Genomic DNA, 19,873 nt, shown 5'->3' with positions numbered 1-19,873 from the left:
TCGCTAGCTGTTCTGTGCCCTCACCGCGTCGGCGAACGCATCGCCCCGCGCCTTGTAGTCCCGGAACTGGTCTTGGCTCGCGCATCCCGGCGCGAGCAGCACCGTGTCACCGGTGACTGCGAGCCGGGCGGCGGCCTCGACGGCATGCCCCATCACTGCAGCACCAGTCTCGTCGGCGGGCAGCGCGATCACGGGAACATCGGGCGCGTGTCGCGCAAGTGCCCCGGCGATGACGTCCTGGTCGCGTCCGATCAGCACCACGCCGCGCAGGCGCTCGGCGATGGCCGGGACGAGCTCGTCGAACTGAGCGCCCTTGGCCAGGCCGCCGGCGATCCAGACCACCGGGTCATACGCCTGGAGGGACGCCTGGGCGGCGTGCGGGTTCGTCGCCTTCGAGTCGTCGACCCAGACGATGCCGTCGCGCTCGGCGACGATCTCGATCCGGTGACCGTCGGGGCGGAAGGCTCGCAGCCCGTCGCGTACGGCCTGCTGGGAGACGCCGTGGGCGCGGGCCAGGGCGGCCGCGGCGAGCGCGTTCTGGACGTAATGCGGGGCCGGGCTCGCGAGGTCCGCGACGGTGCACAGCTCGGCGGCGCTGCTCTGCCGCTCGGCGATGAAGGCGCGATCGACGAGGATGTCCTCGACGACGCCGACCTGCCCGACGCTGGGCATGCCGAGGGTGAAGCCGATCGCGCGAGCGCCCTCCTCGACGTCGGCCTCCTCCACCAGGTGGCGGGTGACCTCGTCGGCGACGTTGTAGACGCAGGCACGCTGCACGCGCTCGTAGATCCGGCCCTTGTCGCGGGCGTAGGCGTCCATGTCCGGGTACCAGTCGAGGTGATCCTCGGCGACGTTGAGGACGGCGGCGCTCTCGGCGGCCATCGAGTCGGTGTAGTGCAGCTGGAAGCTGGAGAGCTCGACGGCGAAGACGTCGTACGGGGTCGGGTCCATGACCGCCTCGACGATCGGCAGGCCCACGTTGCCCACGGCCACCGACCTCAGGCCGGCGGTGCGCAGGATCGTGTCGAGCATCTGCACGGTGGTGGTCTTGCCGTTGGTGCCGGTGACGGCCAGCCACGGGGCGGCATTGCTCGGGTCCCGCAGGCGCCAGGCCAGCTCGACCTCGCCCCAGATCGGGATCCCGCGGTCGCGGGCCTGGGCGAGCAGCGGTGCACCCGGCTTCCAGCCCGGGGAGGTCACCACGACGTCGATGTCGTCGGGCAGCCGGTCGGTGGCGCCGCCCTCCAGCCGGATGTCGGCGCCGAGGACGCGGAGCAGCTCGGCCTTCTCCTGGCGCTCGTCGTCGCCGGGTGACTCGTCGAGCGCGGTGACGGCTGCGCCCAGGTGGAGCAGGTTGTCGGCCGCGGCGAAGCCGGAGACACCGAAGCCGGCGACGACAGCACGTACGCCGTCCCAGGCGTCGTGGCGACCCAGGCTCAGGGGCGAGCGCCCGCTCACGTGACCACGACCCAGGCGCCGTAGAAGAGGCCGAGGCCGGCGGTGACGCAGATGCCCGCGATGATCCAGAACCGGATCACGACGTTGACCTGCTCCCAGCCGAGCATCTCGAAGTGGTGGTGGATGGGTGTCATCCGGAAGAGCCGTTTCCCGGCGCCGCCGTTGCGCTTGGTGAGCTTGAAGAAGCTGACCTGCAGGATCACCGAGAGGGTCTCCAGGACGAAGACGCCGCCGATGACGACCATCAGGAGCTCCGTACGGCTCATGATCGCGAAGCCGGCGAGCGCGCCGCCGAGCGCGAGCGAGCCCGTGTCGCCCATGAAGATCTTGGCCGGAGAGGCGTTCCACCACAGGAAGCCGAAGCAGGCGCCGGTGATCGCGGCGGCCAGGACCGCCAGGTCGAGCGGATCGCGCACCGTGTAGCAGTGCAGCTGATCGACGTCGGGGCGGCCGCAACGCTGGTTGTTCTGCCAGATCGAGACCAGGGTGTAGGCGCCGAAGACCATCACCGAGATGCCGGCGGCCAGGCCGTCGAGGCCGTCGGTGAGGTTCACCGCGTTGCTGGCAGCGGTCACGATCAGCCAGATCAGCACGACCACGATGACCAGCGGCAGGCGCCAGCCCCAGTCGTGGATCGTGGAGAGGTAGTGCGAGGCCGGGTGCACGCCGCGCTCGTCGGCGAACGCGGTGGTCGCCAGGATGGCGAAGACGACCGCGACCAGGGTCTGGCCGACCATCTTGGCGCCGCTGCGCAGCCCGAGGTTGCGCTGCATGAAGACCTTGATGAAGTCGTCGAGGAAGCCGACGAGACCGCACCCGACGAAGAGGAAGACCAGCAGCCAGCCGCTCGCGCTCGGGCCGTCGCCCTCGGCCACCTTCGCGACGAGGTAGGCGAGCACCGCGGAGAGCACGATCGCGACGCCACCCATGGTGGGCGTGCCGCGCTTGGTGTGGTGGCTGGTCGGGCCGTCCTCGCGGATCTCCTGGCCATAGCCCCACCGGGTGAACTGGCGGATCGCCAACCGGGTTCCGAGGAGCGAGAGGAGCAGCGAGATGACGCCGCTCAACAGGATCGCTCTCATGCACCCACACCTTCAGTCAGACAACAACGAACCAGGTCATTCTTCACCACGCGACCGGCGCTTGGCGCGATGCCCCGCCGTCAGTCGTCATCGGTTGTGAGACTGCTCTCGTCGCCGGCGTCAGACTCGGCGCCCTCCTCCGCGAGCCGGGCTCGCAGCACCTCGCGCGCGACCTCGCGGTCGTCGAACGGATGGGTGCGCTCCCCCACCGTCTGGCCGGTCTCGTGGCCCTTTCCGGCGATCAGCACGATGTCGCCCGTACGGGCCTCGCAGATCGCGTCGATGATCGCCTCGCGGCGATCCCCGATCTCCCGCAGCTCAGCGCGACCGTCGCGGGCGCCCTCGAGGATCGCCGCCCGGATCGGGCCCGGCTCCTCGCTGCGCGGGTTGTCGTCGGTCACGACCAGGATGTCGGACAGGCGCGCGGCGATCTCGCCCATGATCGGGCGCTTGCCGCTGTCGCGATCGCCGCCCGCACCCAGGACGGTGATGACCCGGCCGGAGGTGAGCGGGCGCAGCGTACGGACCGCGGCCTCGACCGCGTCGGGCTTGTGGGCGTAGTCGACGACGACGGTGAAGTCCTGGCCCTCGTCGATCCGCTCGAGCCGGCCGGGCACGCCGCCGGAGGCGGCGAGGCCCGCGACGTACGCGTCGACGTCGAGCCCAGCCTCGGCGACCGCCGCGACGGCGGCGAGCGCGTTGCTGACGTTGAAGTCGCCCGCCAGCGGGACCCGGACGTCCCAGCGGCCGCTGGGGCCGACCGCGGTGAAGGTGGAGCCGTCCGCCTCGAGGTGGATGTTTCGGGCGCGCCAGTCGGCCTTCGGGCCGAGCAGCGATCGGCCCTGGATGGAGAAGGTGCGGACCGGGATCGTGGTCTCCTTCGCCAGCCGGCGGCCGTGCTCGTCGTCGATCGAGATGATCGCCAGTCGGGCGCGCTCGGGAGTGAAGAGGGACGCCTTGGCGCGGTAGTAGTCCTCCACGTCGGCGTGGAAGTCGAGGTGGTCGCGACCCAGGTTGAGGAAGACCGCGACGTCGTACACGACACCGTCGACGCGCCCCATCACCAGCGCATGGCTGGAGACCTCCATGGCGCAGGCCTCCACGCCGGACTCGCGCATCACCGCGAAGAGGGCGTGCAGGTCCGGCGCCTCGGGCGTGGTGAGCGCCGTCTGGATGTCGCGACCCGCGACCCGGGTGCCGACCGTGCCGATCACGCCCGCCTTGACCTCGGCCGCGTCGAGGCCACCGGAGATCAGCCGGGTCGTGGTCGTCTTGCCCTGGGTGCCGGTGACGCCGATCATCCGCATCGAGGTCGCGGGGTCGCCGTAGATCCGGGCGGCCAGGCGGCCGAGCAGGGCCCGCGGCTCAGCGGCGACCAGCACGGGGATCCCGCTCAGGATCGCGGAGTTGGGCCGCACCATGTCGATGCCCTGTTGATCGGTAAGGATCGCGACGGCACCCTCCTCGACCGCGTTCTCGACGTACTCGATGCCGTGCACCCGGCTGCCGGGCAGCGCGGCGTACAGGTCGCCGTCCAGGATCCGCTGCGAGCTCAGCGAGAGCCCGCTGATCTCGGTGTCCGGGTCGCCGGCGAGTGCCATCGCGGGAGCACCGGTCTCGGCGATGACCTCGGCGGCGAGGGCGCCCAGCCGGGTCCGCTGGGGACGCTGCGGACGGGTGGTGGCGATCTGACGCTGGCGCTCGCGCCACTCGCGGTCGGAGGTGCTCATGGTGCGCACAGGCTAGCGCCCTTCGGGCGCCCGATCGCTGCTCACGGTCGGCCGTGCGGGTCGACGCCCTTGCCCCACATCGTCGGCAGGTCGGAGGCCTTCGCACCGGTCGGCGCCACCCCGTAGCGACGCAGCGCGAAGCTCATGATCTTCTGCCACACCGGACCGGCCGTCGAGCCACCGCCGGCGTGCCCGGCGCGCGGGTCGTTGATCACGACGTACACGGTGAAGCGTGGGTTGTCGGCCGGGGCGAAGCCCGCGTACGAGACGGTGAGGCTGCCGTCGTAGCGGCCGTCGACGGCGCGCTGGGCCGTACCGGTCTTGCCCGCCACCCGGTAGCCGGCGATCTGGGTCTGCGGCGCGACGCCGGTACGCGGGTCGGGGACGCGCTCCATCATCTTCATCATCTGGGTCGCGGCCTGCTCGCTGACCACGCGCCGGCTGGTGGCCTCGTCGGTGCCGACGACCTGACCGGAGTCGGTGGTGGCGTGGCCCAGGATCAGGCTCGGGTCGATCCGGACGCCGCCGTTGGCCACGGTGTTGACCGCGCTGGCCATCTGCAGGGCGTTGACCGAGACCGACTGTCCGAAGTCGACGCGGTCCTGGATCTGGTGGTTCCACTGCGCGGTGCTCGGCAGGATGCCCGGCGACTCGCCGGCCAGGCCGACGTTGGTGCGCCGCCCGAGCCCGAACCGGTCGAGGTACTGGCGCAGCTGGCCGTTGCCGAACTTGTCGGCGGCCAGCACGGTGCCGATGTTGGAGGACTGCGCGACCACCCCGGCGAGGGTCAGGTGCAGGGTGCCGTGGCTGAACCAGTCGTGGATGACCCGGTCCTGACGGTGCAGCTCGCCCGGCACGACGAGCTGGGTGCGGTCGGTGACCTTGCCGGCGTCGATCAACGACGAGAGCGTGAGGACCTTCTCCACCGAGCCCGGCTCGTAGACCTCGCTCAGCGAGCGGGCGCCACGGTCGGCCTTGGGGGACGCACCCGGGTTGGAGGCGTCGAAGGTCGGGTCGTCGGCGAGCGCGAGGATCTCGCCGGTCTTCACGTCCTGGACGACCGCCATCCCGTTGAGCGCGTCCCACTGCTCGTCGGCCTGCCGCAGCACCCGCTGGGCGTAGTACTGCAGCTCGCCGTCGATGGTGGTGCGGACGTCGGTGCCGTTGACCGGCTCGACGGTGGTGGAGTCCCCCAGCGGGATGCGCGTGCCCTGGCTGGCGACCTCGTACGTGGTCTTGCCGTCCTTGCCGGCGAGCTCGCCGTTGAGCGACTTCTCCAGACCGGCGAGCGGTCCGTCGGTGCCGAGGAAGCCGACGATGTTGGCCGCGACGTCCCCGGCGGGGTACTCCCGGATCGGGTCGTCGTCGAGGTAGAGACCCTTGAACCCCTGCGCGCGGGCGTCGTCGACGGCCTCGGTGGCCTTCGCCGCCGGGACCTTGCGCGCCACGTAGGCGAAGAGCGCGGTGCTGCCGCGGCTGCGGCCGGTGAGCGCGGCCAGCACGGTGCTGTAGTCGAGGTCGAGCTTGGTGGCCAGCAGGGTGGCCAGCTCGGGCGCCTTCTCCGCGGTGATGGAGGGCGCCGCGGTGATCATCAGCCCGTCGGCGGAGTCCGCGAGCGGCTCGCCGTTGCGGTCCAGGATCCGGCCGCGCTGGGCGGGCAGCACCTGGGTGTGGAGGTTCTCCTTCTCGGCCGCCTGCGCGTACGAGTGCGGGTCGAACCCCTGCAGCTGGACCAGCCGGGCGGCGAAGAACGAGAGCACGATCGCCATCAGCAGGAAGCCGACCTTCAACCGCAGGTGCGGCGAGCCGCGACGCGAGCCACGGCTCTGCTCGTTGGGGCGCACTGGGTCTCTCATCTGTTGCAGGTCTTGCCGATCAGCACTTGTCTACCCTGCCGGACAGGCCCGTCCGGGGAGCGCGGGCGCGTGTCGCGTCAGCGGGCTGTCGGACGACGGTGCGTGGCCCACAGCTGCACGTTGTTGGCGGGGGTGGCCGGCATAGGCACCCCGGCGATCTTGCCGGTCGCGATGTTGAGCACGGCCGGGCTGCCCGGCATGACCATCCCGTGGGCCTGGGCCTTGACCGCGATGGTCTCGGGGTCGTTGAGCCGCTGCAGGTCGGACTCCAGCGCCTGCTGGCGCGCGGCCAGGTTGTCGGCCTGGACGCGGAGCCGGTTCTCCACGAACGCGGCCTGCTGCATCGAGGTGTTGAACATGAGGAGCCCGATCACCCCGCCGAGCAGCAGGGTGGTGATCAGCGCGATGAACGGCAGCCGCGGCGCGGTCCGGCGGGTGCGCGGCACCACGGTGAGCCGGGCGCGCTGCAGCGCGGCGGGATCGGTCCACGAGGCGATCCGGCGTACGGACCGGACTGCTGCTGCTGCTGCTGCGGTGTTGCTCATCGTTGTCCCCCCGTGGACCTTGACTGACTGCTGCTCTTGTTGCTGACGCGCTCGATGGCGCGCAGGCGCACCGACGCCGCGCGCGGGTTCTGCTCGATCTCCACCGGCGAGGCCTGTTCGGCGCCGCGGGTGACGAGCTTGAAGTCGGGCTCCATCCCCTCCGGGATGAAGGGCATGTCCGGCGGGACGTCGAGCCTGGTCGCGGCGGTGAACGCCTGCTTGACCAGCCGGTCCTCGAGGGAGTGATAGGACTCGACGACCACCCGGCCGCCGATGCCGATGACGTCGAGCGAGGCCGGCAAGGCCCGCTTGAGGCCGCCGAGCTCGTCGTTGACCTCCATCCGCAGCGCCTGGAAGGTCCGCTTGCCCGGGTGGCCCCCCGTACGACGGGCGGGCGCGGGGATCTCGGCGTAGAGCAGCTCCACCAGGGCGCCGCTGTTGGTCCACGGCTCGCTCTCGCGGCGGCGCACGATCGCGCGGGCGATCTTGGAGGCGAACTTCTCCTCGCCGTACTCGCGCAGCACGCGGGTGAGCTCACCGGCGGAGTAGGTGTTGAGGACGTCGGCGGCCGTGATGCCGCGACTGGCGTCCATCCGCATGTCGAGCGGTGCGTCCTCGGAGTAGGCGAAGCCGCGCTCGCGCTGGTCGAGCTGCATCGAGGAGACGCCGAGGTCGAGCAGGACGGCGTCGACGTGCGGGAGGCCCTGGTCGGCGACGACGTCCTCCATCTCGTCGTAGTTGGCGTGCACGCCGGTCCACCGGTCGCCGAAGCGCTCGAGCCGGGCGCCGGCGAGGCTCAGGGCGGAGGTGTCGCGGTCGATGCCGATCACCCGCACGCCCGGGATCCGGCCCAGGACCGCCTCGGTGTGGCCGCCGTGGCCGGTGGTGCCGTCGATCAGGACGGCGGGGGCCTCGGGGGTGCCGTGGGCGAGGGCGGGCGAGAGGAGCGCCACGATGCGGTCGAGCATCACGGGTACGTGCTGCTGCTCCACTTCGCTCCACCTCATCTCTACGTCTCGCGTGGTCGTACGCGCTGGAAAAGGCGGACCCGCAGAGCCAGTTCTCATGCCCGCTCCCGGGCCGGTGTGGATGGCCCTTGGGATGCCGTGTCTGGAACCGGGGAAGTGCTCCAGGGACATCGGAGAGAGCGGGACTGAGAACTCGTCCTGCGGATCCGCTGTTCTGTTCGTTGTTTCCTAGGGCTGGGGTGCCGCGTCGAGGTCGGAGAACTTCTCCGCGGTCTCCTCGTCGTAGGCCAGCCACTTGGCCTGGTCCCAGATCTCGATCCGGTCGCCCACGCCGATCACGGCGACGTCCTTCTCGAGACCCGCGTAGGCCCGGAGCAGCGGCTGGATCGCGATCCGCCCCTGCTTGTCCGGGACCACCTGGTCAGCGCCGGCGAAGAAGGAGCGGGTGACGTCGCGCGTCCCCCGCATCTCCCTCGGCTGCGCCATCACCCGGGCGGCCTCGGCCGCGAACACGTCGTCGGGCCACACGACCAGGCACTTCTCCTGACCTCGTGTCACCACCACGCCGTCCTCCAGCCGCTCCCTGAACTTGGCCGGAAGGATCAGCCGCCCTTTGTCGTCGAGCTTGGGAGTGAAAGTCCCCATGAAGAACATGGCGCCCCTCCACTTCCGTGGCTTATCCCTCCACTTCGCCCCACAGTACTCCACTTCCCCCCACCGTCAACCACTTTCGACCCGTTTCGCTCCCCCTCTCTCCCGGATTCGCACAGACACCCCGACCGTGGAGGTCGTACGGTGGGCGCCGTGAGTACGAGCAGCGCCGATCTCGAGACCGTGGCCCGCGTGGCGGACCGCATCCGCGCCAATGTGGAGCGCGTCATCGAGGGCAAGTCCGACGTCGTCCACTCGACCCTCGTGGTGCTCCTCGCGGAGGGCCACCTGCTGATCGAGGACGTGCCGGGGGTGGGCAAGACCCAGCTCGCCAAGGCGCTGGCGCGATCCATCGACGGCACCGTGCGCCGGATCCAGTTCACGCCGGACCTGCTGCCCTCGGACGTGACGGGGGTGTCGATCTTCAACCAGAACACCCGGGAGTTCGAGTTCCGCCCCGGCGGCGTCTTCGCCAACATCGTGATCGGCGACGAGATCAACCGGGCCTCCCCCAAGACCCAGTCGGCGCTCCTGGAGTGCATGGAGGAGCATCAGGTCACCGTCGACGCGATGACGTACCAGCTCGAGGCGCCGTTCCTCGTCATCGCGACGCAGAACCCGATCGAGATGGAGGGCACGTACGTCCTGCCCGAGGCCCAGCGCGACCGCTTCATGGCGCGCGTCTCGATCGGCTACCCGCCGGCCGCCGCCGAGATGGCGATGATCGCCAACCACGCGGGCGCCAACCCCCTCGACGACCTCGAGCCGGTGACCGACGCCGCGGAGATCCGCAAGCTGATCGGCATCGTCAACCAGATCCACGTCGCCGAGCCGATCCAGCGGTACGCCGTGGGCATCGTCGCCGCCACCCGCGCCAGTGGCGAGCTCTCCCTCGGCGCCTCGCCGCGCGCGACCCTCCACCTGATCCGTGCCGCCAAGGCCTCGGCGGCTCTCCAGGGCCGCGACTTCGTGCTGCCCGACGACATCACCGCGCTCGCCGCGACCGTGCTCGCGCACCGGCTGCTGCCCAGCGCGGAGGCCGCCCTGGCCGGTCGCCAGGTCACCGAGGTGCTGCGCAGCCTGGTCTCCGCCGTACCCGTGCCGTCGGCCTGACGCCATGCGCGAGGCGCTGCGAGGACTCACCGTCCGGGGCCGGGCGTTCCTGGCCGCCGGCATCACCGCCACGGTCTGCGCGATCGTGCTCGGCCAGCCCGGGCTCACCCGCATCGGCGTCCTGCTGATCGCGCTGCCGTTGCTGGTCGTGGCCGTCGTGGCCCGCAGCCGCTACCGGCTCGGGTTGCAGCGCGTGGTCGCCCCCGGCGTGGTCGCCGCCGGTCAGCCGGCCAAGGTCCGGGTGACCATCAGCAACTCCGGCGGCCTGCCCGCCGCGCCGCTGCTGCTCGAGGAGTCGGTGCCGTTCGCGCTCGGGGCGCAGCCCCGCTTCGTGGTGCGCCGGCTGCGCCGCACGCGCGAGCTCGACTACCAGGTCCGCGCCGAGGTGCGGGGCCGCTTCGAGCTCGGACCGATGACCGCCCACGTGGGCGACCCCTTCGGCCTGGTCCGGGTCGGTCGTACGTTCTCCTCCACCGCTCCCCTCATCGTCACGCCGCGCACCGTGCCGCTCGACCCCATCACCCTCACGACCGCGCGCAGCGGCTCCGGCGACAACCGGCCGCGCGCCTTCGCCGGCGCGAGCGCCGAGGACGTCACCGTGCGCGAGTACCGCCGCGGCGACGACCTGCGCCGGGTGCACTGGCGCAGCTCGGCGCGCGTCGGTGAGCTGATGGTGCGCCGCGAGGAGCAGCACTGGCAGGCACGCGCGACCGTCGTGCTCGACAACCGGTTCGGCGCGCATCGCGGCGGCGGCTCGTCGGCCTCGTTCGAGACAGCGGTCAGCGCGGCCGCCTCGGTCGCACTCCACCTCTCCGAGCGCGGATACGCCGTCCGGCTGGTCACCACCGATGGGCGCGACCTGACCGCGTGGCAGCGCTCGTCGCTCGACGTCCCGAGCCGCGCGACCCTGCTCGAGGCGCTCGCCATGATCGGGACGGTGCCGGCACTCGGGCTCGAGATCGACTGGCTCGACGGCCCTGGCGTGGGCGGCCTGCTCGTCGCCGTGCTCGGCGGCATGGACGGCACCGAGGCCCCGGCCCTGCGCCGGATGCGTCAGCAGTCCCCCGCCGCGCTCGCCCTGCTGCTCGACGTCGACACCTGGGGTCTGGCCGGGCCGGGTCAGACCGCGACCCCGATCGACGGGGCCGCGCTGCTCGGCACGCAGGGCTGGCGGACCACCCTGCTGCGCTCGGGCGACCGGCTCGAGAGCGCATGGCGCCAGCTCGCCGCGGGCCTGCCCGCCAGCGGCTCCACGACCACCGCCACCGGAGTGAGCTGATGGTGCGCGCCGCCCGCGAGCTCCTGCTCACCGCCCTGACCGCGGCGACGGTCCTGCTGGCGATCGCCACCTGGAGCCGGATCGCCGACGGCCTCTCCCACGCGACCGGGACGATCGTGCTCACCGGCGCCGTGGTCGCTGGGATCGGCGCCGCGCTGCGGATCGCGGCGCCCTCGGCCTGGCCCTCGTTGCGGGTGCTGACAATCCTGCTCCAGATGGCCGCGGCCTGGTCGGTCGTCTCCATCCGGATCGCCGGCACGCCGGTCCCGCTGCCGTACGCCCCGCGGATGCGTCTCGAGGACGCCTTCGTCGCCGCCGGCAACGCGATCCTGCACTTCTCCCCGCCCGTACCGGTGGTCGGAGGCGTGCTCCCGCTGGTGCTCTGCGGTGCCGCCGTGGCGTTCGTGCTCGCCGACCTGCTCGCCCGTACGGTCCGCCTCCCGGCGATCGCCGGCCTGGTCCTGCTCGCGGTGGTCGCGGTCCCGATCAGCGTGATGGGCAGCGACCCCGACGTGACCGGCGCGGGCCGCCGCGGCGTCGCCCCGGGCCTGTTCGCCCTGGTCGCGCTCGGCTGGCTCGCCCAGGTGGTCCTCGCCGAGGACGACCGATTGAGCCGCTGGGGCCGTGAGGTGGACTCCCCCGACGGCGACGCGTCGCGCTCGAAGCCCGACGGATCGCGCCCGCACCTGCGCGCCTGGGGCGTCACGGCCGCGATCGGCGCCGTCGCGACGGTGCTGGCGCTGCTCGTACCGTTGGCGCTGCCCTCGACGAAGGCCGACTTCAGCGGCTGGGGCGGCAACGGCGGCGGCAACGGCAAGGTGAGCGTCACCAACCCGATGATCGACGTCCGGCAGAACCTCGTGCAGGGCCGCGACGTGCCGCTGATCCACGTGCGCACCGAGGACACGGATCCGAGCTATCTGCGGATCGCGGTGCTGACCCGCTTCAGCTCCACCCAGTGGACGGCCGGCGATCGCAGCATCCCGGAGGGCCAGGTCGCCGACGGGCACATCCCGATCGCCGGGCTGCCGACCTCACAGACCTTCGCGCAGACGCCGTACCGGATCTCGATCACCGACGCGTTCGCCTCCCGGTGGCTGCCCACGCCCGCGCCGATCAACGAGATCCACGCGGACGGCGACTGGCGCTACGACGCCTCCACCGACGACTTCATCGCCGCCGACAAGCGCCTGACCACCGCCGGGCTGAGCTACACCGCGGACCGCGTCAGGATCGACCTGACCGCGGCCGCGCTGAACGGCATGAGCGCGGGGAACGGCCTGGTCTCGGCGCTCTACACGTCGGTGCCCGCCGACCTGCCGCCGATCGTCGCCCAGCTCGCGCACGAGGTCACCCGCGACGCCGCGACGCCGCTCGAGAAGGCGGTCGCGCTGCAGACCTGGTTCCGCCGCACCGGGAACTTCACCTACTCCACCGAGGTCACCCTCGGCTCCGGCGGCACCGACCTGGCGACCTTCCTCAACCCGTCCGGGCGCGCCGGCTACTGCCAGCAGTACTCGGCGGCGATGGCGGCGATGGCGCGCACCCTGGGCATCCCCTCCCGCGTCGCGGTCGGCTTCCTCAACCCCGATCAGGAGCCCGACGGCAGCTACCTCTTCTCCAGCCACGACATGCACGCCTGGCCGGAGCTCTACTTCGCCGGCGCCGGGTGGGTCCGCTTCGAGCCGACACCGGCAGCGGCCGGCACCACGGTGCCGTCGTACGCCCACGACCCGGGCCCCGCCGCCGACCCGACCACCGGACCGAGCGCGTCCGCGTCGGCCAGCGCCTCGGCGAAGCCGACCGCGGCGCCCAGTGTCGCTGCGGACCCGGGCGCCAGCCACCTCACCACCGGCGCTCGCACGCACCACCACCTCGGCTGGTGGCTGGCCGGCGTGCTGGTGCTGGGTCTGCTCGCGCTCGCGCTCGCGTTGCCCGGCGTCGTGCGCCGTCGTCGCCGCACCCTGCGCCTCGGGATCGGGGCCGACCCGATCCGCGCCGAGGACGGCTGGGCCGAGCTGCGCGACACCGCCATCGACCTCGGGGTGCCGTGGTCCGGGGGCCTCTCACCGCGCGACACCCGCCCGCTCGTGGAGGGCTACGTCGGCTCCGACGCCGGCCGGGCGGCACTCGACCGGCTCGTCGACGCCGTCGAGCGGGAGCGATACGCGTCGAGCAGCGAGCCGCTCGATCCTCAGGTCGTGCGCGCTGTCATCGCAGGCCTGGAGGAGGGCGATACGCCGCTCTCGGCCCGCCGCGCGGCGTGGTGGCCGCGCTCGGTGCTCGGTCGCCGGGCGGGCGCGATGGAGTCAGCGGTCGACCTCGACCGGGTGGGCTGAGCGGGCTGGCTACCAGCCGTAGCCGCCCTTGCGGCGCCGCCAGCGCTCCTCGACCTTCTGCATGAAGGTGCCGCTGCTGCGGGCGGGACGGTTGCGGCGACCCCCGTCGTGGACGGTGAAGCCGTGCGAGGCTCGGCTGCCGGCCGGGTGGTTCGGCGAGATGCGCGACGCGCTGTGGACCGTCAGCGGACGGCCGCGCATCGCGGACAGGCCGACGAACGCGGCGCCGAGCATGACCAGGAAGCCGACGATCCCGAGCGCCCAGAGGCTGGTGATGACACCAGCCATCAACAGCGCGACGCCGACCACGAAGGCGGTCGCCGCGAGGGCCGCCCGGAGCTGGGCCGCCCGCTTCAGTGAGTGGCCGCGCAGGGTGGAGGCGAACTTCGGGTCCTCGGCCGAAAGGGCGCGCTCCATCTGCTCGAGCAGTCGCAGCTCCTCTTCCGACAGTGGCACCGGAACCTCCTACGTTGGGGTATGGACAAGTCTAGGCAGGCATCGGCAGGCGCGGTAGCGGACCAACCGATTTTCTGTGACCTGCGACGCGTCAGTTCATGCTCGGACGGCCAACAGGTGCAGCTGCGAGGCGAGCGGCAGGAACTCCGCGCGCGTCGAGACCGCCCGCTCCAGCTCGACGAGCGCCGCCGTGGAGCCGGGCTCGAGGTCGAGGAGCGAGCCGGGCACGAGGTCGGCGAAGACGCGTACGCCGTGGACGGCCAGCACCTCGAAGTCGGCCCCCACCGCGGCGACGGTCGCCTCGCCGGCGGTGAAGCGGCGCCCCGTACGACCGGTCGGGCCGGTGTCGTCGAGCATCGCCAGCGCCTGGGCGAAGTGGCCGGCCATGGCGCGGGCGACCACGGCCGCGGTGCGTTGGGCGACCATCAGGCTGAGCACGCCGCCCGGTCGCAGCACGTCGTGCAGGGTGGTCATCGCGTCCGAGAGGTCGTCGACGTGCTCGAGGACGCCGTGACACAGCACCACGTCCGCGCCCCCGGGGCCGACCCGTCCGAGCAGGTCGGAGAGGTCGCCCTGCTGGGCGGTGACGGCGACCCCCTCCTCGCGGGCACGGCGGTCGAGGGCGGCGAGCGCGTCGGGGCTGGGATCGATGACGGTGACGCGGTGGCCGAGTCCGGCGACGCGGACGGCGAATCCGCCGGTGCCGCCGCCGATGTCGACGACGTCGAGCGGGCCGCCCTGGAGGTGTGACTGGAGCGCCTCCCACACGATGGTGTCGCGCGCGGTGGCACGGCGTTCGCTGGGGCTGCTCATCGGTGCACCGCTCATCAGGTCAGTCCTCCGTCGTCGTGCGCGGGTGGATGTACTGCGTGACGGGCGGGAGCCACATCAGGGTCAGTGCGCTGACGCCGATCACGATGGCGACGGCGGTGCAGATCACGAAGAGCATCGGCGGGGCGGTGAGGATCGCGCCGATGCTGGCGGTCGCGGAGCCGAGCAGCAGCACCGTGATGCCGAGGCGCCCCCACTCGAAGCCGTTGCGCAGGAAGTTCGAGAGCACCCACAGCAGGCCGAGCATGACGACGTAGAGCGTGAGCGCCGGGGCGATGAAGTGCGGCGGCTTGACGGTGCCGGCGCGGACCGCGTCCAGGCCGCCGGTCTCGAGGAGCTCCTTCGTCGCGGGGTTGCCCCGCGCCCACGCCTCGACCAGGGAGTCGCGGAAGAGCACCACGAAGAGCACCGTGATCCCGCCGGCCACGACCAGAGCGAGCAGGGCCCGCAGTGCGTACGTCAGCTCGATCGGTCTCTCGTCCACCACGGGCCTCATTCTGCCCGACGCCACCACAGACGGTGGACTGCCGGGCCCGTAGAGCGCAGGATCGGCGCGTGGAGAATCTCGCGCTGGCGTTCTCGTCCGGCTGGGGCAGCGGCCTCAACTCGTACCTCGTCGTGCTGATCCTCGGCATCGCGGACCGCGTCGACGACACCGACCGCATCCCCGACGTGCTCGGCTCGTGGCCGGTGCTGATCGTGGCGGCGCTGCTCTATGTGATCGAGTTCGTCGGCGACAAGATCCCGTACGTCGACTCGGCCTGGGACGCTGTCTCCACCGTCATCCGCCCGATCATCGGCGCGACCATCGGCGTCCTGCTCGCCGGGGACGCGACCTCCCTGGACCAGGCCGTGATGGGCGTGGTCGGCGGCGGCTCGGCGCTGGCCTCACACACCGTCAAGGCGGGCAGCCGGCTCGCGGTCAACGCCTCCCCCGAGCCGTTCACCAACATCGGGTTGAGCCTCGGCGAGGACGGCCTCGTGCTCGGCGTGGTCTCGCTGGCGGTCGCGCACCCGCACCTCGCCGCGCTCATCGCGGGCGTCCTGCTGATCGTCGGGCTGGTGGTCGTCTACCTCCTCGCGAGGCTGATCCGGCGCGGCTGGCGGCGCTGGAAGGCCAAGGAGGGCGTCGAGCCGCTGTTCAAGTGGCAGCGGACCGGATAGTCCGGCGGCGATCGGGCGTCCGAACCGGTCATCGACGTGCACGGCGGGACTCTGTCCCCGGCCGAGGACGCCGCTCGGTACACCGACGTGGCGTTGGGTGCGGTTGGCTGAGCGCGGCGACGTTGCCGGCGAGCGACTTCAGTGGACGCAGCGGCAGGGTCGGCGCGTCAGGCGCGGAGGTCACCCCCGCCGGTGTCGGTGGTGATCGCCTGGGCGACCAGTGCGGCGGAGAGCCCGACGAAGGGCAGGCCCGCGCCGGGGGTGGCGTGGGCGCCGGCGGCGTAGAGGCCCGGGACGGGTGTGGTGGGGCCGAGGCGCTGGTGGACGGTGTTACGGCCCATCCAGAGCATCCCGTGGGGCGATCCGCCCCACTGGCCCACGAGCTCGCGCGGGCCGAGGTCGACCCGGGTGACGACCTGCTGGCGCACGTCGAGCCGGTGGCGTGCGAGCGCGATGGTGACGTCCTCCAGCAGTCGGCCGCGCACGTGCACCGTCCAGGCGTTCCCGGCGGCACGGACCACCATGTACGGGTCGCCGTGCAGCACGATCTCGGGCGCGGGCAGCGTCGGGGCCTCCTCGAGGCCGAGGTGGAAGATCTGCGGCGGCATCGCCGGCAGGGTCTTGTCCGCGTAGCGCTCGGTGACCGGCAGACGACGCGGGTCGACGGCGCTGACCACGTACTCGGTCCCGATCTGCGAGTCGCCGTCCGGCCCGCTGAACGCGACTGCGGCGACCCGGCCGTCGCGCAGCATCACGTCGGTCACCGTGGTGGCGGTGAGCACCTCCACCTTGCGGGTCGCGAGGCGGGCCGCCATCAGGCCGGCCAGCTGGTGCATGCCGCCGGGGAACGTCCAGACCCCGAAGCGCTGCTCCAGGTAGTGCACGAGCCCGGCCCAGGCGGGGACGTCGCGGGGGTTGTGGCCCTCGGCCTCGAGCGGGAAGCCGGCCACCATCCGCAGCCGCTTGTCGCGGAAGGAGCGGCGGATCCGCTTGGCCAGCGTCTCGCGCGAGTCGAGGCGCGCGGCCACCTCGGGCGGGAGCGCGCCGGGCGTCCAGGGGACCTCGAAGTAGTGCTGGCGCAGGACCTCCCAGTCCTCGGCGAAGCCGTCGACGAAGTCGGTCCACTGCCGACCGAAGCCCTTGCCGAGATCGTCGAACGCCGCGATCTGGCCGGCGCGCGAGGCCGGCATCAGCAGCCGGGTGCGGTCCTCGAAGCGGTGCTCGCGGATCACCTCGAGCGGCTCCAGCTCGAGTTCGCGCTCCAGCGGCCGCCCGGACTTGCGGAACAGGTCGCGCATGACGGCGGGCAGCAGCGTGGTGGCCGGGCCGCCGTCCCAGGTGAACCCGTCCTGCTCGACCGGGCGCAGCGCGCCGCCGAGCTCGTCGGCCGCCTCGAGCAGCGTCACCCCGTGGCCGAGCTTCGCCAGCCTGGCCGCCGAGGCCATGCCGCCGTACCCGCCACCGATCACCACGACACGTGCCACGCGCGGAACGTTAGCGGGTGGGCACCAGCCGGATCAGACCTGGACGTTGAGGCGATCGAAGATCTCGAGCGTCGCGGTCGAGCGGTTGAGCGTGATGAAGTGCAGGCCGGGGGCGCCGCCGGCGAGAAGCTCCTCGCACATCTCGGCGGCGATCGCGATGCCCTCGGCGCGCACCGCAGCGGCGTCGTCGCCGTGCTTCTCGATCCGAGCGACCACGTGGTCGGGCACCGAGGTGCCGATCAGCTCGCCCTGACGCTTGATCGCGGCGAGGTTCAGGATCGGCATGATGCCCGGCAGGATCGGGATGTCGACGCCCCGCTCGCGGACGCGCTCGACCAGCGCGAAGTAGTCCTCGCAGCGGTAGAACATCTGCGTGATGGCGAAGCCGGCGCCCGCCCGGGCCTTGGCGGCCAGGATGTCGGCGTCGTGCTCGATCGACGGCGAGGCCGGGTGCCGCTCGGGGAAGGCGGCCACGCCGATGCCGAAGTCGCGCTGCGCGGCCACGCGCTCCACCAGCTCGCCGGCGTAGCTCAGACCGCCGGGCGTCGGCGTCCACTCCTGGGTCGGGCCGCCCTTCGGGTCACCGCGCAGGAGCAGGACGTTCTCGATCCCGGAGGCGGCGTACTCGTCCAGGACCGCGTCGATCTCCTCGACGGTGTGCCCGACGATCGTCAGGTGCGCCATCGGCAGCAGGCTGGTCTCGCGGGCGATGCGGCTGGTGACCCGGATCGTGTTGTCACGGCTGGAGCCGCCGGCACCGTAGGTGACCGAGACGAACGAGGGCGCGTACGGCTCGAGCGCCTCGATCGCCTTCCACAGCTGCTCCTCGCCCGCCTCGTCCTTCGGCGGGAAGAACTCGAACGAGAACGACCGCTCGCCGGTGCGGAGGCGCTCGGCGATGCGGTTGCTGATGGGGTCGACCATGCCGGAATTCTACGAGTGCCCCACCGATAGGGTGGCTTCGTGAGCACCACGTGGGACGCCGACGGATTCCGCAGCAGCGTCCAGGGGGCGCTCGACGACTTCCTCGACGCCCAGGGCGCGCTGCTCGCCCCGCTCGGCTCCGACGCCGAGCGCCTCCTGGAGCAGGCGCGGGCCTCCGTCACCGGGGGCAAGCGCTTCCGGGCCGCGTTCTGCCACTGGGGACACCGCGCGTTCGCCCCCGGCGCGGGTGATGGCGCCGCGCACGAGGCCGCACTGGTGCGGGCGTGCTCCTCCCTCGAGCTGTTGCACGCCTCCGCGCTGGTCCACGACGACTACATGGATGCCTCCGACACCCGGCGCGGGCGGCCGTCGTCGCACCGCGTCCTGGAGGCCCAGCACCGCGAGGCGGCCTGGCGCGGCTCGCCGGAGCAGTACGGCGCCGCGGGCGCGATCCTGCTCGGCGACCTCCTGCAGGCCTGGGCCGACGAGATGCTGCGCAGCTCGGGCTTCCCGGTCGAGCGGGTGCTGGCCGCGCTGCGGCTCTTCGACATCACCCGCTCGGAGGTCATCGCCGGGCAGTTCCTGGACGTGTCGGTGCAGGCGCGCGGGTTCGCCGACGTGGAGACCGCGATGACGGTGCTGCGCTACAAGTCGGCCAAGTACTCCATCGAGCGGCCGCTGCACATCGGCGCCGCCCTGGCTGGCGCCTCGGAGGGGGACCTGGAGGCGCTGAGCGCCTTCGGGCTGCCGTTGGGCGAGGCCTTCCAGCTGCGCGACGACCTCCTGGGCGTCTTCGGCGACCCCGACGCCACCGGCAAGCCGGCCGGCGACGACCTGGTCGAGGGCAAGCGGACCGTCCTGGTCGCGCACGCGCTCGCCGGGGCCTCGGACTCCGACGCGGAGCTGCTCGACCACTCGCTCGGGCGCCCGCTGAGCGACGCCGCGGTGGATCGCCTGCGCTCGATCATCACCGACTCCGGCGCCGCGACGAAGGTCGAGCAGATGATCACCGACCTGGCCGATCAGGCCGTCGTCGCTCTCGAGGCGGCCCCGATCGACGCGTACGCCCGCGAGGTCCTGCGGGGGCTGGCCGACGCGGCCACCCAGCGCACGGTCTAGACGAGCGAGCGAGGCAGGCGCGGGGCGCTTAGGCGAGCGCGGGTACGTCGACCTCGGGGCCCTGCCCCACGAGCACGACCGCGAGCCGCTCGGCCTGGCCGAGCACCTGCACGATGCCCGCCATCGCCGCCGGGTAGTTCTCGGCGAGCCCGGCCCAGTCGGCCCACAGCAGCAGCGTGTCGGCGACCAGGTCGCGCAGGCAGTCGGCGAGCGCGTCGAGGTTGCGCCCGTAGTGGTCGCCGAAGCCCAGCGCCTCGCCGATCGCCTCCAGCATGCCCTGCTTGGTGCCGGTGCCCCAGACCGGGGCGAAGAGCCAGCCGGCGTCGAGCGCCATCCGCTCGATCTGCTCGCCGTCGTACCGGCCCGGGAGCCGGTAGACCCCGAGCGGAAGCTCCTTCGCGAGCAGGCTCCCGAGCCCGTGGTCGGCGCTCATCGGCGGATCCGCTGGAAGGTCTCGTAGTGGTCGGCGGTCCAGTAGAGCTCGCCGTCCCTGCCCGTGATGATCCGGCGGGTGCCACGGGTGCTCGCACCCGGGGTGTCCACGGTGTACTCGTGGTAGTAGCCCGACGCCTGGTGAGGCAGATGGCCCTCGAAGTTGCCGAAGACCGAGCCGTCCTTGCCCGGATACTCGAACGGGCCGCCGTGGTCGATCTCGGTCAGCACCTCGCGCGCCTCAGCAGGCAGCGACGACGCGTCGATCCACGTCGAGTCGGTGGATGATCCCGCCGAGTCCGCACCGGTGACCGTCGAGCTCGCAGAGGAGGCGGGCGCATCCGACCCGCCGTCGACCTTGTCGACGCCGACGAGCGCTCCGACGAGCACCACGATCACGCCGACGATGCCGGAGACCGTCCTCCTGCTGATCGGCATCCCC

General features: G+C 72.2%; 19 protein-coding genes. 5 read left to right on the top strand and 14 right to left on the bottom strand.

Annotation, left to right across the window (positions count from 1 at the left end; translation table 11 throughout):
• Positions 1–3: 3 nt before the first annotated feature.
• From murD to mraZ, 7 genes are all read right to left on the bottom strand, one after another.
• Positions 4–1,458, bottom strand: coding sequence for a UDP-N-acetylmuramoyl-L-alanine--D-glutamate ligase (murD, locus tag KSO98_RS06290; RefSeq protein WP_225284222.1), 1,455 nt, complete (start codon positions 1,456–1,458; stop codon positions 4–6).
• Positions 1,455–2,540 (bottom strand): phospho-N-acetylmuramoyl-pentapeptide-transferase, encoded by a 1,086-nt coding sequence (mraY, locus tag KSO98_RS06285; RefSeq protein WP_225284221.1) that lies wholly within the window; start codon positions 2,538–2,540, stop codon positions 1,455–1,457. The genes murD and mraY overlap by 4 nt, the downstream gene beginning before the upstream one ends.
• An 80-nt stretch (positions 2,541–2,620) precedes the next feature.
• Positions 2,621–4,270, bottom strand: a complete 1,650-nt coding sequence (locus KSO98_RS06280) for a UDP-N-acetylmuramoyl-L-alanyl-D-glutamate--2,6-diaminopimelate ligase (protein WP_225284220.1) — start codon at positions 4,268–4,270, stop codon at positions 2,621–2,623.
• A 41-nt stretch (positions 4,271–4,311) separates the two neighbouring features.
• On the bottom strand, positions 4,312–6,126 hold the full coding sequence (locus KSO98_RS06275; protein ID WP_225284219.1) for a peptidoglycan D,D-transpeptidase FtsI family protein: 1,815 nt from the start codon (positions 6,124–6,126) through the stop codon (positions 4,312–4,314).
• Between the two features lie 77 nt (positions 6,127–6,203).
• Positions 6,204–6,671 carry a cell division protein FtsL gene (ftsL, locus tag KSO98_RS06270; RefSeq protein WP_225284217.1) on the bottom strand — a complete coding sequence of 156 codons (468 nt, stop codon included), beginning with the start codon at positions 6,669–6,671 and terminating at the stop codon, positions 6,204–6,206.
• Positions 6,668–7,678 carry a 16S rRNA (cytosine(1402)-N(4))-methyltransferase RsmH gene (rsmH, locus tag KSO98_RS06265; protein WP_372457767.1) on the bottom strand — a complete coding sequence of 337 codons (1,011 nt, stop codon included), beginning with the start codon at positions 7,676–7,678 and terminating at the stop codon, positions 6,668–6,670. The genes ftsL and rsmH overlap by 4 nt, the downstream gene beginning before the upstream one ends.
• 189 nt (positions 7,679–7,867) lie before the next feature.
• Positions 7,868–8,284, bottom strand: coding sequence for a division/cell wall cluster transcriptional repressor MraZ (gene mraZ, locus KSO98_RS06260; protein ID WP_225284214.1), 417 nt, complete (start codon positions 8,282–8,284; stop codon positions 7,868–7,870).
• Positions 8,285–8,443: 159 nt separating this feature from the next.
• On the opposite strand from mraZ, the gene KSO98_RS06255 reads away from it, so the two are divergent.
• Genes KSO98_RS06255 through KSO98_RS06245 form a run of 3 tightly spaced genes read left to right on the top strand, consistent with a single transcriptional unit; the run spans position 8,444 to position 13,021 of the window.
• A complete protein-coding gene (locus KSO98_RS06255; RefSeq protein ID WP_225284213.1) occupies positions 8,444–9,403 on the top strand; it encodes an AAA family ATPase in 960 nt (319 codons plus the stop codon).
• A 4-nt stretch (positions 9,404–9,407) separates the two neighbouring features.
• On the top strand, positions 9,408–10,682 hold the full coding sequence (locus KSO98_RS06250; RefSeq protein WP_225284212.1) for a DUF58 domain-containing protein: 1,275 nt from the start codon (positions 9,408–9,410) through the stop codon (positions 10,680–10,682).
• Complete coding sequence (locus tag KSO98_RS06245; protein WP_225284211.1) at positions 10,682–13,021, top strand: transglutaminase TgpA family protein; 2,340 nt, start codon at positions 10,682–10,684, stop codon at positions 13,019–13,021. The genes KSO98_RS06250 and KSO98_RS06245 overlap by 1 nt, the downstream gene beginning before the upstream one ends.
• 9 nt (positions 13,022–13,030) lie before the next feature.
• Here the strand turns inward: KSO98_RS06245 and KSO98_RS06240 are convergent, their stop codons facing one another.
• From KSO98_RS06240 to KSO98_RS06230, 3 genes are all read right to left on the bottom strand, one after another.
• The gene (locus KSO98_RS06240; protein ID WP_225284210.1) at positions 13,031–13,477 is read right to left on the bottom strand and encodes an SCO2097 family morphological protein; all 447 of its coding nucleotides are present in this window, start codon (positions 13,475–13,477) and stop codon (positions 13,031–13,033) included.
• A gap of 96 nt (positions 13,478–13,573) precedes the next feature.
• Complete coding sequence (locus KSO98_RS06235) at positions 13,574–14,305, bottom strand: class I SAM-dependent methyltransferase (RefSeq protein ID WP_225284209.1); 732 nt, start codon at positions 14,303–14,305, stop codon at positions 13,574–13,576.
• A gap of 4 nt (positions 14,306–14,309) precedes the next feature.
• Entirely contained in the window at positions 14,310–14,795 is a 486-nt protein-coding gene (locus KSO98_RS06230; RefSeq protein ID WP_225284208.1) for a hypothetical protein, read from the bottom strand.
• 68 nt (positions 14,796–14,863) lie between these two features.
• On the opposite strand from KSO98_RS06230, the gene KSO98_RS06225 reads away from it, so the two are divergent.
• Positions 14,864–15,472: a DUF4126 domain-containing protein gene (locus KSO98_RS06225; RefSeq protein WP_225284207.1), complete on the top strand. Its 609-nt coding sequence runs from the start codon at positions 14,864–14,866 to the stop codon at positions 15,470–15,472.
• Between the two features lie 167 nt (positions 15,473–15,639).
• Here the strand turns inward: KSO98_RS06225 and KSO98_RS06220 are convergent, their stop codons facing one another.
• Both KSO98_RS06220 and metF read right to left on the bottom strand, forming a co-directional pair.
• Positions 15,640–16,956, bottom strand: a complete 1,317-nt coding sequence (locus tag KSO98_RS06220) for a phytoene desaturase family protein (protein WP_225284205.1) — start codon at positions 16,954–16,956, stop codon at positions 15,640–15,642.
• 33 nt (positions 16,957–16,989) lie between these two features.
• A complete protein-coding gene (metF, locus tag KSO98_RS06215; protein ID WP_225284203.1) occupies positions 16,990–17,880 on the bottom strand; it encodes a methylenetetrahydrofolate reductase [NAD(P)H] in 891 nt (296 codons plus the stop codon).
• 39 nt (positions 17,881–17,919) lie between these two features.
• On the opposite strand from metF, the gene KSO98_RS06210 reads away from it, so the two are divergent.
• Positions 17,920–18,999: a polyprenyl synthetase family protein gene (locus KSO98_RS06210; RefSeq protein ID WP_225284201.1), complete on the top strand. Its 1,080-nt coding sequence runs from the start codon at positions 17,920–17,922 to the stop codon at positions 18,997–18,999.
• A 28-nt stretch (positions 19,000–19,027) separates the two neighbouring features.
• On the opposite strand, the gene KSO98_RS06205 is transcribed toward KSO98_RS06210, so the two are convergent.
• Both KSO98_RS06205 and KSO98_RS06200 read right to left on the bottom strand, forming a co-directional pair.
• Entirely contained in the window at positions 19,028–19,432 is a 405-nt protein-coding gene (locus KSO98_RS06205; protein ID WP_225284200.1) for a barstar family protein, read from the bottom strand.
• The gene (locus KSO98_RS06200) at positions 19,429–19,869 is read right to left on the bottom strand and encodes a guanyl-specific ribonuclease (protein ID WP_225284199.1); all 441 of its coding nucleotides are present in this window, start codon (positions 19,867–19,869) and stop codon (positions 19,429–19,431) included. The genes KSO98_RS06205 and KSO98_RS06200 overlap by 4 nt, the downstream gene beginning before the upstream one ends.
• Between the last annotated feature and the right edge of the window lie 4 nt (positions 19,870–19,873).

This window comes from Nocardioides nematodiphilus (genome assembly GCF_020216525.1).
Classification (GTDB): domain Bacteria; phylum Actinomycetota; class Actinomycetes; order Propionibacteriales; family Nocardioidaceae; genus Nocardioides; species Nocardioides nematodiphilus.
The sequence above is the reverse complement of the archived record's forward strand: the minus strand, read 5'-3'. Positions and strand labels throughout refer to the sequence as shown.

Bases quoted from the DNA above. Each gene is read 5' to 3' on its own strand.
- mraY (WP_225284221.1), bottom strand. From the start codon at position 2,540: ATGAGAGCGATCCTGTTGAGCGGCGTCATCTCGCTGCTCCTCTCGCTC.
- KSO98_RS06280 (WP_225284220.1), bottom strand. From the start codon at position 4,270: ATGAGCACCTCCGACCGCGAGTGGCGCGAGCGCCAGCGTCAGATCGCC.
- KSO98_RS06275 (WP_225284219.1), bottom strand. From the start codon at position 6,126: ATGAGAGACCCAGTGCGCCCCAACGAGCAGAGCCGTGGCTCGCGTCGC.
- ftsL (WP_225284217.1), bottom strand. From the start codon at position 6,671: ATGAGCAACACCGCAGCAGCAGCAGCAGCAGTCCGGTCCGTACGCCGG.
- rsmH (WP_372457767.1), bottom strand. From the start codon at position 7,678: ATGAGGTGGAGCGAAGTGGAGCAGCAGCACGTACCCGTGATGCTCGAC.
- mraZ (WP_225284214.1), bottom strand. From the start codon at position 8,284: ATGGGGACTTTCACTCCCAAGCTCGACGACAAAGGGCGGCTGATCCTT.
- KSO98_RS06250 (WP_225284212.1), top strand. From the start codon at position 9,408: ATGCGCGAGGCGCTGCGAGGACTCACCGTCCGGGGCCGGGCGTTCCTG.
- KSO98_RS06245 (WP_225284211.1), top strand. From the start codon at position 10,682: ATGGTGCGCGCCGCCCGCGAGCTCCTGCTCACCGCCCTGACCGCGGCG.
- KSO98_RS06235 (WP_225284209.1), bottom strand. From the start codon at position 14,305: ATGAGCGGTGCACCGATGAGCAGCCCCAGCGAACGCCGTGCCACCGCG.
- metF (WP_225284203.1), bottom strand. From the start codon at position 17,880: ATGGTCGACCCCATCAGCAACCGCATCGCCGAGCGCCTCCGCACCGGC.
- KSO98_RS06205 (WP_225284200.1), bottom strand. From the start codon at position 19,432: ATGAGCGCCGACCACGGGCTCGGGAGCCTGCTCGCGAAGGAGCTTCCG.
- KSO98_RS06200 (WP_225284199.1), bottom strand. From the start codon at position 19,869: ATGCCGATCAGCAGGAGGACGGTCTCCGGCATCGTCGGCGTGATCGTG.